Origin of the sequence: Cystobacter fuscus (genome assembly GCF_044360685.1) — a bacterium.
In the GTDB taxonomy this organism is placed as follows: Bacteria; Myxococcota; Myxococcia; order Myxococcales; family Myxococcaceae; genus Cystobacter; species Cystobacter fuscus_C.
Window position 1 is genome coordinate 609,480 of sequence record NZ_CP043491.1, and the last position, 14,403, is coordinate 623,882.

The window sequence follows — 14,403 nt, forward strand, 5'->3', positions numbered from 1 at the left end:
AGTCAGTCGAGGAAGCGGCGTTCCCAGCGGAGAGTGTCCGCGTTGGCCACGGGGTCGCGGAGGGGAGGCGCGTGGTAGAGCCAGGGCTCCAACATGCGAGCCAGCTCACGGTGCAGGGGAAGGGTGTGGCCCCGGGTGGTGTCACCCGCCTCGGGCCATTCGCCGAGCATGACAAGGGCGCGCTCGCCGTCCAGGGGTTGAACGGAGATGTCCGGGGAGACGAGGCGGGAGCGCAGCCCCGGGACTCCGCCCAGCTCGCCGAGGACGGGCGGACCCAGGAAGGTCAACCAGTGGGGGCCGCGTATCCTTGTGCCGATGTGCCGACCGATATGTCCCAGTGCATGGACGTCCATGCCCGGGTAGCGCAGGCGCAACTGACGGAGTTCATCGGAGACGCCGGCGAGTTGGTGAAGGGCATTGAGGGAGAGGCTGACATGGCCGGAGTTGAAGGGGAGGGGAGCGGCCAGGGCCAGGGCCAGTTCGCGCACGCGCGCGGGCCCTCGTTGCTCGAGGAACTCGGTGGGCAGCCAGAACTCCAACGCACAGACCGCGTGGGGGTTGTTGATGAAGGGCGCGGCTCCGAGGTCCTTGCCGAAGTACTCGAACCGATAGGGACCAGCTTCGCGGGGGTTGTCTGACAACGTGATGATAGGGCTGCTCCACTGCATCCGGGTTCGGATGTATGTCCAGCCCGCCGCATCCAACTCCTGCGGGTCCCCCTCGTCATCCATATACCAGCCGAGTGCTTCTGGCTCAAAGGCCTGTAAATACGTCTCCAGGGAACGAGCGATGCCTTGTGCCACCTCGTGGTGATGGCGGCGCATGTAGAAGCAGATGCTCAAGCCGTCTCGTATCAGGATACTGCCATCTTGTGCGTAGATGCGGATGGTCGGGCAGTGTTTGCTCATGGATGGATTCTCTGCTCTACTCCTCGTCGCGGAGTGACGAGGGCAGCTTCTGTCTTGAGTGCGTCGACGTACACATCTCCCTGGTTCAAGCCCTGGTTTGCGTGTCCCTGGGTGTACGTTTTCCAAGCCGCATCATTACCGGGAGGACAAGGGAACTTGAAGTCGTAGATGGAGACGGCTTGGAGTGGATTGCCGGAGTGGATGACCACGTCCGGCACCAGTGTTCCTTTCAGTTCTTTTCCACAATCTTGCCGGAGAAGGGCGCGGACTTCCGCTGGGCTGAGCCACTGCACCTGTCCCGTTTGTCTGTCGTAACGGTAGCGGGGCTCCAGGCTGAACCGCCCAGGAATCAGCGGGTCCAACTGTTCCTGGACGCACTGGGTGGCCAGGCCGTGCTTCTCGGCGCCCCATTGCATCGCCCGGGTCACCTTCTGCCCACAGGGGTCCAGTTTGGGAAGGACTTCCTGACACTGCTGGCGTGAAGGCTCATTGCCGCCCAGGCGCCGCCGGTTGACCTCGGCATCCGCCCACGCGGCGCATTCATGCAGGGTCCGCTCGATGCGGAGCTTCAGTTCGGGGGAGAGGAAGCGGAGCGTGGCGGCGATGGAGGCGATTTCGGCCCCGCTGCGGACCGTGGGAGCGGCGCCCGCTTCCTGTCCATGGAGGAGCGCGCAGTTCGCGGGGTTCTGCCGGCAGGCGTTCGTGACGGAATCGGCGGCGTACCCCACCGGACCGCAAACCCAGTGCAGGCCCCCGAGGAGGAACAACACCGAAGGTCTCCACCGCTTCAAGACAGAGGGCATGGTGTGCTCCCGAGGGGCATGGGCTCCGTGGACTCTGGCATGGCGGGGCCGGTCGATGAAGTGGAAGCGTGGAGGGGCGCGGCCCTGTTGCGCGGGGCGTCTCCGTGGATAACCTTCGCCAATGGCTGACACCCGGCAACAACCGCCGCGCTTCACCCAGGACGAGGCGGCGGAGATCGTTCGCGAGGCCACCTCGCGCATGCTCGAGCTCCGGCACCCCTCCTCCGGGTCGCGCCAGCTCACGCGCGAGGATCTCCTCGCCCTGGCTCGCGAGCTGGGCGTGAGCGAGGACGCCGTGGAGCAGGTGCTCGCCGACCGGGCGAAGAGGCTCAAGCGCCAGTCTCGCCGCCGGGGCGCGCTGATTGGCCTGGCGGCCCACGGTATGAGCTACGGCATCGTCATGAGTGGGCTCGCCATCGTGGACGTGATGAGCGGCCCGGGTTGGTGGTTCCAGTGGCCCGCGGTGGCCTGGGGCATGGGACTCGCCTTCCATGTCATGGGCCTGGTGCTCGGTGCCATGAAGAGGGCTGGCACCGGGTAGGCTCGCGGACTCTCCTCGCGAGGGGTTGCTTCCCTGGGGCGTGAGCATCCTTCGCGGGGAGATGGCATGGGCTCTGGGTGTGTCCACGCTGGAGGTCAGGGCATGTCCGCTCCCGGAAGACATCCATTTCCGGGCGGGGCCGTGCCTGCCCGGACGGCTGGTGTCCGTCTGGGTCTACCCGTGGTGCGCGAGGTCCATGATGAAAGCCCCTCTTTCCCCCAAGATTCATGGCTACGGTGACTACCTCATCGTGGCGTTGTTCGCCCTGGCTCCTACCCTGTTTGGCTTCTCGGGACCGCCAGCGGTGCTTTGCTACATCCTGGCCTTGATGCAGCTGGGCATGAGCCTGCTGACCGCCTATCCGCTCGGCGTGGCCAGACTCCTCCCCTTCCCCGTCCACGGCACCATCGAGGCCGTCATCTCGATCGTCCTGCTCGCCGCGCCCTTCTTGTTTGGCTTCTCGGAGGTGGTCGCGGCGTGCGACTTCTTCATCGTCTCGGCGATTGGCCTCTTCCTGGTCTGGCTGGGGACCGATTACAAGGCCGCCGAGCGGCCCATGCGCGGAGACATGGGCATGCGGCGTCACGTCCAGGTCTGAGCCTTGTCTGGACTCAAGCCGGGCGGGGGACCCTTTGGATGAGCCGCTCGTACTCGATCGGCCGAGCACCCTGGCCAAAGGCGCCCGGGAGGCCCACGGCCGAGGGCTCGGGCCTACCTCCCGCGGTGGGCTCCAGGAGGGTGACCCTGGAACCATCGGACAAGAGGGCACACGGGGGATGGATTCGTTGGGGCCCACCGGTTATAGCTCCCCGTCATGACCGACGTTTCCACTGAACGTGTTCCCCCCGCCGTGCTTCCCAAGCCCAACGACGCCTGTTGGTGTGGGAGTGGCACCAAGTACAAGAAGTGCCATCGGGGCGCGGACGCCGTGGAGGCTCGCAAGCGAGGGCCCGAGGCCCGCTCGCGCGGCATCCGGCCGGGCGTCATCAGCCCCATGCGCCCCGTCCCGCTGCACATCCCCCGGCCCGACTACGCGGCCACCGGGCGTCCCTCCCGCAGCGGCCCCATCTCCGACGTGCAGAGCCCCGACGTCATCGCCCGCATGCGCCGCGCCTGCAAGGCCGCCGCCGAGGTGATGAACGCGACGGCCGCCCACCTGCGCGTCGGCATCACCACGGACGAGATCGACGCCATCGCGCACGAGGAGTACATCCGCCGCGGCGGCTACCCCAGCCCCCTCAACTACCACGGCTTCCCCAAGTCGCTGTGCACCTCGGTCAACGAGGTCATCTGCCACGGCATCCCCGACAGCCGCCCGCTCGAGGACGGGGACATCATCAACCTCGACATCACCATCTTCCTGGATGGGGTGCACGGGGACTGCTCGGCCACCTACCTCATCGGCAACGTGGACGCCGAGAGCCGGCGCCTGGTGGAGGTGACCAAGGAGTGCCTCATGCTCGGCATCGAGGCGGTGAAGCCGGGCCGGCCCATCAATGACATCGGCCGGGCCATCGAGGCGCACGCGACCAAGAACCACATGGGCGTGGTGCGCGCCTACTGCGGCCACGGCATCGGCGAGCGCTTCCACAGCTCGCTCCAGGTTCCCCACCACTTCGACCCCGAGGCCAAGACGATCATGCTCCCGGGCATGACGTTCACCGTCGAGCCGATGATCACCCTCGGCCATTGGCACCACCGGCAGTGGGACGATGGGTGGACCGCCGTCACCGCCGACGGCAGCCGCACCGCCCAGTTCGAGCACACCCTGGTGGTGACGGATCAGGGCGCGGAGATCCTCACCGTCGCCTGAGCCTCCTGGGGCTCGAGGGGCTCGGGCGCGCCGGCACCCACGGCGCGCCACCAGGGCTCCACCCCCTCCACCCGGGAGGGTTCCACCGGGGCGCCCGCGCGGGGCATCACCAGCCGCGCGCCCCGCTCCGACCCCAGCCTCAAGAGCGTCTCCGCCGGCTCGTCCCAGGCGTGCAGGGCGAGGTTGAACGTGCCCCAGTGCACCGGCAGCAGCGTTCCCCCGCCGAGCAGCTCCAGCGCCTCGAGCGCGTTGGCCGGTCCCAGGTGGATGGTTCCCCAGGCCTCGTGGAACGCGCCCACCTCCAGCATCACCAGGTCGAACGGCCCGAGCCGCTGGCGGATCTCCGTGTACTCGGGCGTCAGTCCCGTGTCGCCGCTGAAGAACACCTTGTGCCGCGGGCCCTCCACCACGAACGAGGACCAGAGCGTGCGGTTGCTGTCGCCCAGCCCCCGCCCCGAGAAGTGCTGCGAGGGCGCGGCGGTGATGCGCAGCTCGCCGCGCGGCAGCCGCGCGGACTCCCACCAGTCCAGTTCGGTGATGCGCTCGGGCGGCACCCCCCACGCCTCCAGGTGCGCGCCCACCCCGAGCGACGTGTAGAAGGGCACCCCCAGGCGCGCCAGCTCCAGCACGCTCGGATGATCCAGATGATCATAGTGGTCGTGCGAGATGATCACCGCGTCCAGCGGTGGCAACTGGGCGATCGTCACCGGCATGGGCTGGAAGCGCCGGGGGCCGAGCAGGCCGAAGGGCGAGGCACGCTCGCCCCAGACAGGATCCGTGAGCACGCGCAGCCCATCCACCTCCAGCAGCACCGTGGAGTGGCCGAGCCACGTCGCCCGCAGGCCCGTGTCCACCGGGCGGGCCCAGGTCGCCAGCGGGTTCTCCGTGGGCAGCAGGCCCGGGGGCGTGCGCGCCTGGCCCCCGGTGAAGAACTCGCCGAGTGTCGGCAGCGTGGTGCCAGACTTGAGTCCCCGGCCCACCCCCGCCGTGTTGTGGAAGACCCCCTCGCGGAAGCGGGGCGACGCGGTCATGCGCTCGAGGCGGAGGCCGTGGGCCTTTCCGCCGAAGACGGATCCCTTGGGCATGAGGGAGGTTGTAACGAGACCCGCTCCCCCCCGCCAGCCGTTCAGCCCCTGGTCGGCGGGGGCCGGGGCAGGGCGAAGGCGTCGGCAATGAGCTCGTAGGAGCGGCGGCGCGCCACGTGCTCGTGCGTGATGGTGACGATCATCACCTCGTCGGCCCCATACTCGCGCGCCACCGTCTCGATGGCTTCCTTCACCCGCGCGGGCGAGCCGACGATGAGCCGCCGCTCCCGGAAGGGCAGGGCCGACATGCCGCCCAGGTTGCTCAGGAAGCGCAGCGCGGTGTCCACCGGAGGCACGGGGATGGGCTGGCCCCGCACCAGCATGGCCCCCGCCATCTTGATGCTGGAGGCGAGCCGCTCGGCCTCCGCGTCGGTGGCGGCGCACAGCGCCCAGACGGCGACCAGGACGCGCGGCGCGTCGAGCCAGCGCGAGGGGGTGAACTCCTCGCGGTAGCGCGCGGCGATGGGCACGCCCACCGGTTGGATGAAGTCGGCGAAGGCGTAGGGCAGGCCCGCCTCCGCCGCCCAGATGCCACTCTGCGGCGAGGAGCCCAACAGCCAGGGCTCGGGCACCTCGGGCAGGCCCGGCAGCGTGAGCCGCGCGAAGGCATGGTCCGCGGGCATCTCTCCCGCGAGGTAGGCGAGCAGCTCCGCGAGCTGGGACGGGAAGTCGTCGGGCAGTTGGTGGCGGCGGTCGCGCTGCAGCGCGAGCGCGGTGAGCCGGTCCGAGCCCGGCGCGCGGCCGAGTCCCAGGTCGATGCGGCCCGGAGCGAGGCCGCTGAGCATGCTGAAGGTCTCGGCGACCTTGAACGGGCTGTAGTGGGGCAGCATCACGCCGCCGCTGCCCACGCGCAGGTGCGAGGTCGCCAGGGCGATGGGGCCGATGAGGGCCTCGGGGCTCGCGCATGCGAGCATGGTGCCCCCGTGGTGCTCCGCCACCCAGTAGCGGTGGTAGCCGAGCGCGTCCGTGTGCCGGGCGAGGTCCAGCGTGTTCCTCAGGGCCTCGGCGCCCGTCGAGCCCTCGGGGATGGGGGATTGATCCAACACGCTCAGGCGCAGGCGGGGCGTTCCCGTGCTCATCGAGAGGTGCTCCCGGTGAGGGCGTCGACCTTCGCGAGGTCCGTCGCGTCGAGCCGCCAGCCGGCCGCGGCCACGTTGGCGCGCACCTGTTCGGCCGAGGTCGCCCCGGCGATCACCGAGGCGACGGGCCGCCGCGCGAGCAGCCAGGAGAAGGCGAGATCCAACAGCGTATGCCCGCGTGACTCGGCATGGCGGCGCAGCTCCTCGGCGCGGGCGATGTTGGCCTCGGTGAGGAAGCGATTGGCCAGCCCACCTCCACTCAGACGGCTGCCCTCGGGTGGGGCCTGTCCCGGGCGGTACTTGCCGGTGAGCAGTCCACTGGCCAGCGGGAAGTAGGGGAGGAACGCGAGCTGGCCGCGCTCGGACTCCGGGAGCACCTCGGCCTCGGGCTCACGGTGCAGGAGGCTGTATTCGTTCTGTACGCTCACGAAGCGCGCCGCGCCGGGGCGCACGGCCTGGGCGGCCTCGCGCAACTGGGCCGCCGAGAAGTTCGAGCAGCCAATCTCCCGCACCTTCCCCGCGCGCACGAGCGCGTCGAGGGCGCCCAGGGTGTCCGCGATGGGCGTCTCGGGATCCGGCATGTGGAGCTGATAGAGATCGATGTAGTCCGTGCCCAGGCGGCGCAGGCTCGTCTCGATGGCCTGCTGGAGATAGGCGGGCCTGGCTCCCTTGCCGGGGCCCTCGCCGGGGTGGCCGAACTTGCTGGCGATGAGGACCTGGCTCCGGCGCTTGCCGAGCGCGCGGCCGAGGAACTCCTCGCTCTTCCCCTCGCCGTAGAGGGTGGCGGTGTCGAGGAAGTTGATGCCCGCGTCGAGCGCGGCGTCCACCACGGTGGCGGTGCCCTGGGCGTCCAGGCGCCATCCGAAGTTGTTGCACCCCAGGCCCACCACCGACACCTCGAGAGATCCCAGCTTCCGTGTCTCCATGCGAGTCCCGCCTTTCCCTTTCCTGGATGCGCCTGGAGCGGCGCACCTGGCATGAGATGCGCGAGCGGCGGGAAGGATGCCCGGGGGGGGCGCGCGGCCTTCCAGGCGAGGGGAAAGACGCGTTCCTAGCGTAGCGCCGCGTGCACGTAGGCGAGTCCGGCCTCGAAGCTGCCCTTCAACTTGCAGCCATGCTTCTCCAATTCGTTCTTGATGGACGACTCATCGAAGTCCTTGGTGTTCCTGTTCATGAAGCAGGAGGGTCCTTGCCCCAGGGCGGGATCGTGCAGGATGGAGGCCAGGACCAGCGCGTCCGGCGGAGAGAGCCCGTAGTCCTCGCGATACTTCAGCCCTGCTTTGATGACCTCGTTCGTCAGTGGCAGTACCTGGTGTCGGAGCAACCGTTCGCTGATGGACTCGAGCCGCTGTTCCGCTTCCTGTGTACTGCTCACCAGCATGCCAGTCACCGCGGACCAAGCATCACTCTTCTCCTTGGTGAATTGCCGCGTCCGGGCGAACTCACGATGTTCTTTCGCCAGCATCTCCTGCAACTCGTCTCGAAGCCCCTTCTGCCGCCGCAGCCGGCCATGCGGCTCGGTAAAGCAGACCGCAGGTATCGCGAGGGTGACCGTGGCGTTGCCTTCGGCGAACCGCAGGATGCTTTCGCACGCGTCGCGCTGCTCCTGCTCGAACACCATTTCGAGCAGGAAGTTCGTCTCGACGTAGATCCTCAAGCAGGATCCTCATGGATGATCTGCGCACCCGACACCGCATCCAGCAGTCCCGACTTCGACAACTCCTGGGTGACGGGCGCCACATCGCCTCGAGCGAGATCGTTCAACCACCAGGAGACAAGAGCCTCGAACGCCATCGGCTGGATCTGTTCGGGGCGGACACCTATCCGCTCGAAGTAGGGCGCAAGCAGAGGGCGGGTATCAATCTCGTAGGCCGGCGGTGCGTGCGGCGGATCGGACGACCTCCAGATGTAGAGCCGATCAGGCACGATGATCGCGAGCAGGTCGGCGGGAGGAGGTTGCCCATGCGCCAGCAGGTTGCCCCGGTATTGGGCCGCCCAGGAGCCATTCGTCCTCAACCGACGCTTCGCCTCGATCATCGCCGTCGGTCGACCGGCGCGGTACGCAGCGAAATCGAATCTGAATCGTGAAGCGTGACGCTCATCCGGACCAAGAGGCTCCATCTTCCTATTATGGAGCGGGTCCCTCTACGGGACAATCCGGGCCCTCACCCCCATTCTTGCATGAGGTCAGGTGGCTGGGCCCTCAGCCACTCCCTGCCGTGGCAGATTGGCAACCAGTCCTCAGCGCGGGTGCATTGCCGCGTCCAACTCCGCCTGGAAGGCGCTGTGCCGGGGGAACTCCTCGCGGAACCGGCGGAGGAACTCCTGGGCCCGTGCCGGCTGTCCTCGTCTCTGGAGTACCTCGGCGCAGGCCGCCAGCAGCAGGGCGGCCTTGCCGTAGCTGCGCCGGTGCTTCTGCCGCACGATGGTGCGCGCCCGCTCGCGGGCCACCTCCAAACACTCCTCCAGCAGTTCCTCCTGCTGGGGGCGGCTCACCGAAAGCACGGCGAGGACTTCGTCATACGCGTGGGTGAGCCGCTCCGACAGTTCCCGCGCCGCCTCCTCCGTGCTCCAGGGCTCGGACACCGAGCTGTTCTCCAATACCTTGCTCCACAGCACCTCCACGGAGCGCGGGGGCCCCTCGGGGGAGGACGGACCCGACAGCCACAGCAGCAGGAAGGGCACCACGAGCCCCTGGGGATTGTCATCGCTCGACCACCCGAGCACCTCCGCTCCCGCGGCGCTCTTCCAGGCCGCCTGCCAGTCGTGCCCGAGCAACCGGGCCTGGGCGAGCAGCACCTCATCCAGGCTGGGGGACGGCTCATCCCACTCACCCCTGGGCAGCGGGGGCTCTTCCCAGGGCATCGGCCCCGTGTCGCGCGGTTGGCCCAGGGCCTTCTGCATCTGCCGGGCAGCCTGCTTCATCAGGCGCGCGCGCTCGGGCTCGCTCTCGCCACACTCCCGCAGATCCAGCAGGCGCTTCAGGCCCGGACAGGCCACGAAGGACTCCCAGCGGGCTTCGCGGACCTGCTCGGGGAGCGCGAGGCGCTCGGCGGCCGTGGCGAGGAAGTCCGCCACCCAGGCTCGGAGTGGCAGTCTGGCCGGTAGGGCTTTCAGTGCCTCGTGGGCCGTGTCGAGCACCTCGCGCGGCTGCCCCTCCTTCTCTAGCAACGCGAGCAGGTCCACCCAGGCTCGCGGGTGGTGGCCCCGTCCGGTACGTGCCAGCTCACGCAGGCCCTGGGCGCCTCGAGACAGGCCCACGGCCTCGCGCAACCATGCCTCGGCCTCCGGGTCGTCCTCCAGCTTGCGCAGGAGGGCTTCCCAGTCGGACAGGAAGGCCTCCAGGTCCGGCAGCGGCTCGGGGGAGACGTCACGCACCTCCTGCAGCTTGGGCGGTGGGCCGAACCTCCACCGGTCCTCCTCCTTCATCGCCTCCCACAGCGCCCCGGCGCGCCGGGCGGGCGGTGTGACCTGATAGAGGGCGCACAGGTAGCGCGCCTGGGCCTCGGGCATGTCCACCTCCTCGAGGTGTTCCGGGCGCAGGCCCAGGCCGTAGTCGTCCTCGCGTTGGAGCAGCTCGAACAGGGCCCGGTAGGCGTCCCGGGCGAGCGGCCAGCGGCCTCTCTCGAAGGCCCTCTGCGCCCGCTGGAACAGGGCCGTCACGGGCGCGACGAGCTCCGCGTAGGGTCCGGGGCCGGAGTCCTCGCCATACTCGTCCCAGACGGAATGGGCCTCGTCCATGAGTTCCTCGAAGCGCTGGGCCTGCTCGGTGATATCGGCCAGCAGCTTGTCCTGGAGGGCGTGCTCGAGTGCCTGCTGCCGGTCATCCGGGACGGGGGCGAGCGAGTCCAGGAAGGACTGCCGCTCGGAGGGGTGTACGCGGCTGGCCATGGCGCGCAGGACGGTGCGCAAATCCTCGAGGGAGGAGGCACCGAGCCGCTTCTCCATGGCCTCCCAGAAGGCCTTGAGCGAGAGCTTGTGGCCCTCGCCTTCCGTCAGGTGGAGGGGCCGGGGTCTCCCCCCTTCTTGCTGCTCGACGTTGGAAGTCATGCCCACAGGATATGACTTCTCCCGTCATGAGGGCACCTCCGTGAAGCGAGCTGGCCCGAGTACGACCGCCTCTCCGCCCACCCGTTCACCTGGTCCAGGATGCACGAGTGGGTAGACAGGCATTACCCCTGTCCACTAGGGCGCCTGCTCCCGAGGCATCACGCGCACGGGCGGCTCGATGAGGATGGGGTCGGTGGCCTGGGGGTCGTCCGGATCGTAGGCGGGGGAGGAGCGATCGGCGTAGGTCGCCTTCCACCTGCGGGGCACGCGCTCCAGGCCCACGGGGAACACGGTGAGCTGCCCGTCCGGGGCGATGCGCAGCCGCAGGAAGTTCTTCCAGTCGGGGATGGCCAGGGAGATGAAGGCCTCGTTGGAGTGGGCGCCGAAGCGGTTGAGGCTCACCGTGAGGTACAGGCCCATGACGAAGGGGCCCACGAGGAAGCCGCCCGCGAAGGTCAGGAAGGTGCCCAGCAGGAACTTGGCCCACATGTGCGTCCACCCGCCGGCGCAGGCGTTGGCCCCGGGGATGATGAAGGCCGCGAGCTTCGGGGAGGGCGGTTCGGCGCAGATGCCCAGCGTGCTGACGGTGAAGTACATCGCGCCCCAGGCCACCAGGAACGCACAGGCGATGTGCGCCAGGCCGTGCATGAACCCCATGGGCACGCGCCAGCGCCCGAGGGCGGGATCCGCGAACCCCACCAACCCCCCGAGCGTGGCCGCGCCCACCACCAGCGACATGGGCCGGTTCACCAGCGAGGCGGCCAGTTGTTGCAGCGCCTGGTGGATGTTCAACAGCCCCTGGTTGCCCAGCTCCGTGTACGCCGACAGTGCGAGGATCAGGTAGAGCGCGCCCGTGAGCAGTCCGAAGAAGGGACTGTGGCGGATGAGCATCAGGTTCTGGCGCGTGAGCTTCCGCGAGGTCTTCTCGTCGGGAAAGCACTTCTTCTGCTCGGACCCGCAGCGCAGCCGCTGCGCCTGGGGGGCGTGGGTCGGGTGCATGAAGGCTCCGCCACCGCCCGCGGTGATCTTCTGCCGGCCCTCGGCGTCCTCGTGCCGCTTGTAGTGGTGCAGATCCCCGGCGAGAAAGAGGCTGATGCGCCGGCCGAACACCTTCTCCTGGAGGTACTCCAGGTTGTTCTCCATGTAGCCCCGGGGCCGGGGCGTGGTGGCCGCGTGGATCCACGCCGGTTCCGCGTTGCACAGGATGATGCGGTCCCCCGGCTGCATGGACGTGGCCGTCTGGCGGAAGTACTCGAGCTGGGGCACGTCGATGTCGCTGTTGAGCTGGACGTCGGTGCCGATGAGCCACCAGCCGCGCGGCAGCTTGAGGGCGAAGTAGCTGCGGCTCTGGCGCGTGCGGCGCCCGGCGAACCAGCGGTCCGCGCAGAACAGCCGCATGAAGGCGGACAGGCCGTCGTACCAGTCGTGGTTGCCGGGGATGGCGAACAGGTGGGGGCTGGGCTCGGGCGAGCGCGACATGGCCTCGCGGTAGGGCTGCACCAGGCGCTGCTCGTACGTGTCGCGGCTCGCGCCCGGGTACACCTGGTCGCCGCCGAACACGAGGATGCGTCCGCGCTCCAGTGCGTGGGTATCTCCGTTCGGATCCTTCAGCTCCAGCTGTGGTTTGGCCAGCAGCCGCGCCACGGCGTAGGTGGAGTTCCACCCGTCCCCGGTGTCCGACACGTAGTCGAGCCAGAAGTCCTCGCCCGCCGCCTCGTCCGAGTAGTCGAAGTAGGGCGCCTGCGGACGCACCACGGCCTCGATGAGCCGGTGGTCCGCGCGCACGCCGAAGATGCTGGCCACGAGCGCGTCCATGCCCGAGCGGATGAGGTGCTGCGGGTGGAGCCAGCGCACCATGTCCGCGCGCTTCCAGGGCATGAGCTTGTGGCTCGAGGGCACATAGAGGATGCGATCGCTCGAGGCCTCCTCGCTCGTCTTCGGGGGAGAGGGCTTGGGCGTGTGGGCGGGCTCGGGGCGTGTCACGGAGACAAAACGGTCTCCCATGCGCCCCGCCCCGGTCAACTCCTGGATTCCCCTACCGCCAGGCGGGCGGGCGAGGGGTTGATTGGAGTTGAACTGGAGGAGCCCCCGTGGTGCATGGGTCCCATGAACGACTTCCCCATCACCGTGCGCTTTCCCATCCAGTGGTCCGACATGGATGCGTTTGGCCACGTGAACAACGCGCGCTACTTCACCTGGTTCGAGGCGGCGCGCATCGCGTACATGACCCGTGTCGGGCTGGTGAGCCCCGAGATGCGCAAGCCCGAGGGAAAGGGCGTGGGTCCCATCGTCGCCGCGACGAACGCGGAGTACCTGCGCCCGGTCGTCTACCCGGCGGAGCTGGTGGTGGGCGCGCGCGTCACGCGCATCGGCACGACGAGCTTCACCATGGAGTACGCCGTGGAGGACGCCAACAGCGGGGTGCTCTACGCGCGTGGAGGCGCGGTGATGGTGACCCTGCGCTACGCCGACCACCAGAAGGTGGCCGTGCCCGCCGAGGTGCGCGCCGCCATCGAGGTCGTGGAGACCCGCGTCTTCGAGTGAGCCTTCAGTCGCCCCGGCGTGCGTCCGCGGGCGCGTTGGGGTGGCGCTGGAGCAGCTGCCGCAGCTGGGGCTGGCGGCGCACGGCCTCCTGCTTGAGCAGGTGCGCGATGAGGGCCGGAGGCGCCGCGCTCCAGCGTGCCAGGTTCTGGATGAGCAGGGGCGAGCGGTAGACGCGCCCGCACAAGAGCGCCGCCGTCTTGCCGTCCACGGGCAGCCCCATGAGCGCGCCCAGCACCCGGCCCTCGGTGAGGAGGATGAGCTCCACGCGCTCCTCGGCGGGCGCGGTGCTGAAGCGTGAGCGCATCACCTCGCGCGCGGTGCGGCGGGTGCCCTCGGGGACGTCGCGATGGCCCACGACCTTGAACTGCTCCATCAGCCGGCGGCCTCCCCACAGCCGGCGGAAGAGCCCCGCGGGCAGTTGAGGGTTGCGCACCAGCCACCGTCTCACCCCCGCGTCCGAGGCGAAGGCGGCGCGGCCACACAGTGCCTCCAGCCCCACCGGGTTGAGGTGGTGCCGGGCGATGAGCCGCGCATGCGCGAGCCCCAGGCGCGTGTTCTCCAGCAACGCGTGGATGACGGCGGGCACCGGGTCGAAGCACAACGCGGACAGCTCCGGCTCGCCGGACTCGCGCGCGAGCCGGGCCCGCTCATCCGCCGGGAGCGGATGCAGCCGCCGCTCGAAGAGCTGCCGGAAGGTGCCCGCGTGGGCCTCGGCGTCCTCGTCCTCCGGCTCCGTGGTGTCCTCCTCCTCCCCGGCGTCGGACAGCTCCCCGGGCGCCCGCGGCGGCGCGGCCGGGACGGAGGCCGCGGGGGTGGGAGTGGGAGGCGGGGCGGCGGAGGTGGGCGGGGGAAGCACGGCGCCGAGTGTCAGCAGCCTGGCGAGGATGCTCTGGATGCGCTCGGGAGACAGGCCCGTGAGGGCGGTCAGGTGCCGCACGGGGGTGGCGCCATCCAGACGCGAGAGGACGAAGCCCTCCTCGGGCGTGAGCGGAAGCCGGGCGAGGGCGGCGGTGGGAATGGGCTTGGGCGTCCAGTCGTTCACGATCCAGCTCCCTCGGCCCCTCTCAGCCTAGGCCGAATGACACCGGAGCGCCAAAGAGGCCCGTGGAGGGTTGACGAAGGGGGCTCCTCCGGCGGCAGAATCCATTCTATGAACGAGCGAATCCCAACCTACGCTGAGTTCTGGCCCCACTACCTGCGCGAGCACGCCCTGGCGAGCACCCGGTGGTTGCACTTCCTGGGCACCTCCGTCGCGGTCTGCCTGGCGGGCACCGCCGTGCTGACGGGCCGGGTGGGGCTGCTGCCGGCCTCGCTGGTGGCGGGTTACGGTTTCGCCTGGGTGAGCCACTTCACCCTCGAGAAGAACCGTCCGGCGACCTTCACCTATCCGCTGTGGTCGCTCTTCTCGGACTTCCGCATGGCGGGCCTGATGCTCGTGGGCCGCCTGGACAAGCACCTGGCGCGCGCGGGCGTGCGCGACGAGGATGATCAGTCCGGCGGTCACTTACAGCCCATCCCCCTGCCCGTGCGCAGCAACCACCACCGCCGCCACGGGCGCTGAGCCCCCGGCGAGAGCCTCG

At 69.3% G+C, this 14,403-nt stretch carries 15 protein-coding genes; 5 read left to right on the forward strand and 10 right to left on the reverse strand.

The annotated features are described in order from the left end of the window. Positions 1-2: 2 nt before the first annotated feature. Positions 3-908, reverse strand: a complete 906-nt coding sequence (locus F0U63_RS02550; protein ID WP_395843309.1) for a type VI immunity family protein — start codon at positions 906-908, stop codon at positions 3-5. Then, positions 905-1,711: a hypothetical protein gene (locus F0U63_RS02555; protein ID WP_395843311.1), complete on the reverse strand. Its 807-nt coding sequence runs from the start codon at positions 1,709-1,711 to the stop codon at positions 905-907. Before F0U63_RS02555 ends, F0U63_RS02550 begins: the two co-directional genes overlap by 4 nt. Before the next feature lie 121 nt (positions 1,712-1,832). Here F0U63_RS02555 and F0U63_RS02560 point away from each other — a divergent pair, with 121 nt between their 5' ends. From F0U63_RS02560 to map, 3 genes are all read left to right on the forward strand, one after another. Then, positions 1,833-2,252: a 2TM domain-containing protein gene (locus tag F0U63_RS02560; protein WP_395843313.1), complete on the forward strand. Its 420-nt coding sequence runs from the start codon at positions 1,833-1,835 to the stop codon at positions 2,250-2,252. 196 nt (positions 2,253-2,448) lie between these two features. Beyond that, positions 2,449-2,850, forward strand: coding sequence for a hypothetical protein (locus F0U63_RS02565; protein WP_395843315.1), 402 nt, complete (start codon positions 2,449-2,451; stop codon positions 2,848-2,850). Between the two features lie 216 nt (positions 2,851-3,066). Continuing rightward, complete coding sequence (gene map / locus F0U63_RS02570; RefSeq protein ID WP_395843317.1) at positions 3,067-4,065, forward strand: type I methionyl aminopeptidase; 999 nt, start codon at positions 3,067-3,069, stop codon at positions 4,063-4,065. Here the strand turns inward: map and F0U63_RS02575 are convergent. The 7 genes from F0U63_RS02575 to F0U63_RS02605 all read right to left on the reverse strand — a co-directional run bounded on the left by F0U63_RS02575 (position 4,035) and on the right by F0U63_RS02605 (position 12,262). After that, positions 4,035-5,150: an MBL fold metallo-hydrolase gene (locus F0U63_RS02575; protein WP_395843319.1), complete on the reverse strand. Its 1,116-nt coding sequence runs from the start codon at positions 5,148-5,150 to the stop codon at positions 4,035-4,037. The genes map and F0U63_RS02575 overlap by 31 nt on opposite strands. 41 nt (positions 5,151-5,191) lie before the next feature. Next, positions 5,192-6,229 (reverse strand): LLM class flavin-dependent oxidoreductase, encoded by a 1,038-nt coding sequence (locus F0U63_RS02580; protein ID WP_395843321.1) that lies wholly within the window; start codon positions 6,227-6,229, stop codon positions 5,192-5,194. Continuing rightward, positions 6,226-7,155: an aldo/keto reductase gene (locus F0U63_RS02585; RefSeq protein WP_395843323.1), complete on the reverse strand. Its 930-nt coding sequence runs from the start codon at positions 7,153-7,155 to the stop codon at positions 6,226-6,228. The genes F0U63_RS02580 and F0U63_RS02585 overlap by 4 nt, the downstream gene beginning before the upstream one ends. 125 nt (positions 7,156-7,280) lie before the next feature. After that, complete coding sequence (locus tag F0U63_RS02590) at positions 7,281-7,886, reverse strand: type II toxin-antitoxin system VapC family toxin (RefSeq protein WP_395843325.1); 606 nt, start codon at positions 7,884-7,886, stop codon at positions 7,281-7,283. Continuing rightward, positions 7,883-8,266 carry a hypothetical protein gene (locus tag F0U63_RS02595; RefSeq protein WP_395843327.1) on the reverse strand — a complete coding sequence of 128 codons (384 nt, stop codon included), beginning with the start codon at positions 8,264-8,266 and terminating at the stop codon, positions 7,883-7,885. Before F0U63_RS02595 ends, F0U63_RS02590 begins: the two co-directional genes overlap by 4 nt. Positions 8,267-8,470: 204 nt before the next feature. Continuing rightward, entirely contained in the window at positions 8,471-10,279 is a 1,809-nt protein-coding gene (locus F0U63_RS02600; RefSeq protein WP_395843329.1) for a hypothetical protein, read from the reverse strand. A 135-nt stretch (positions 10,280-10,414) separates the two neighbouring features. Then, complete coding sequence (locus F0U63_RS02605; protein WP_395843331.1) at positions 10,415-12,262, reverse strand: metallophosphoesterase family protein; 1,848 nt, start codon at positions 12,260-12,262, stop codon at positions 10,415-10,417. 114 nt (positions 12,263-12,376) lie between these two features. On the opposite strand from F0U63_RS02605, the gene F0U63_RS02610 reads away from it, so the two are divergent. After that, positions 12,377-12,823, forward strand: coding sequence for an acyl-CoA thioesterase (locus tag F0U63_RS02610; RefSeq protein WP_395843333.1), 447 nt, complete (start codon positions 12,377-12,379; stop codon positions 12,821-12,823). Between the two features lie 4 nt (positions 12,824-12,827). Here the strand turns inward: F0U63_RS02610 and F0U63_RS02615 are convergent, their stop codons facing one another. Next, positions 12,828-13,865 (reverse strand): hypothetical protein, encoded by a 1,038-nt coding sequence (locus tag F0U63_RS02615; RefSeq protein ID WP_395843335.1) that lies wholly within the window; start codon positions 13,863-13,865, stop codon positions 12,828-12,830. A gap of 108 nt (positions 13,866-13,973) precedes the next feature. Between F0U63_RS02615 and F0U63_RS02620 the strand changes: the two genes are divergently transcribed. After that, the gene (locus F0U63_RS02620) at positions 13,974-14,384 is read left to right on the forward strand and encodes an Mpo1-like protein (RefSeq protein ID WP_395843337.1); all 411 of its coding nucleotides are present in this window, start codon (positions 13,974-13,976) and stop codon (positions 14,382-14,384) included. The last annotated feature ends 19 nt before the right edge of the window (positions 14,385-14,403 follow it).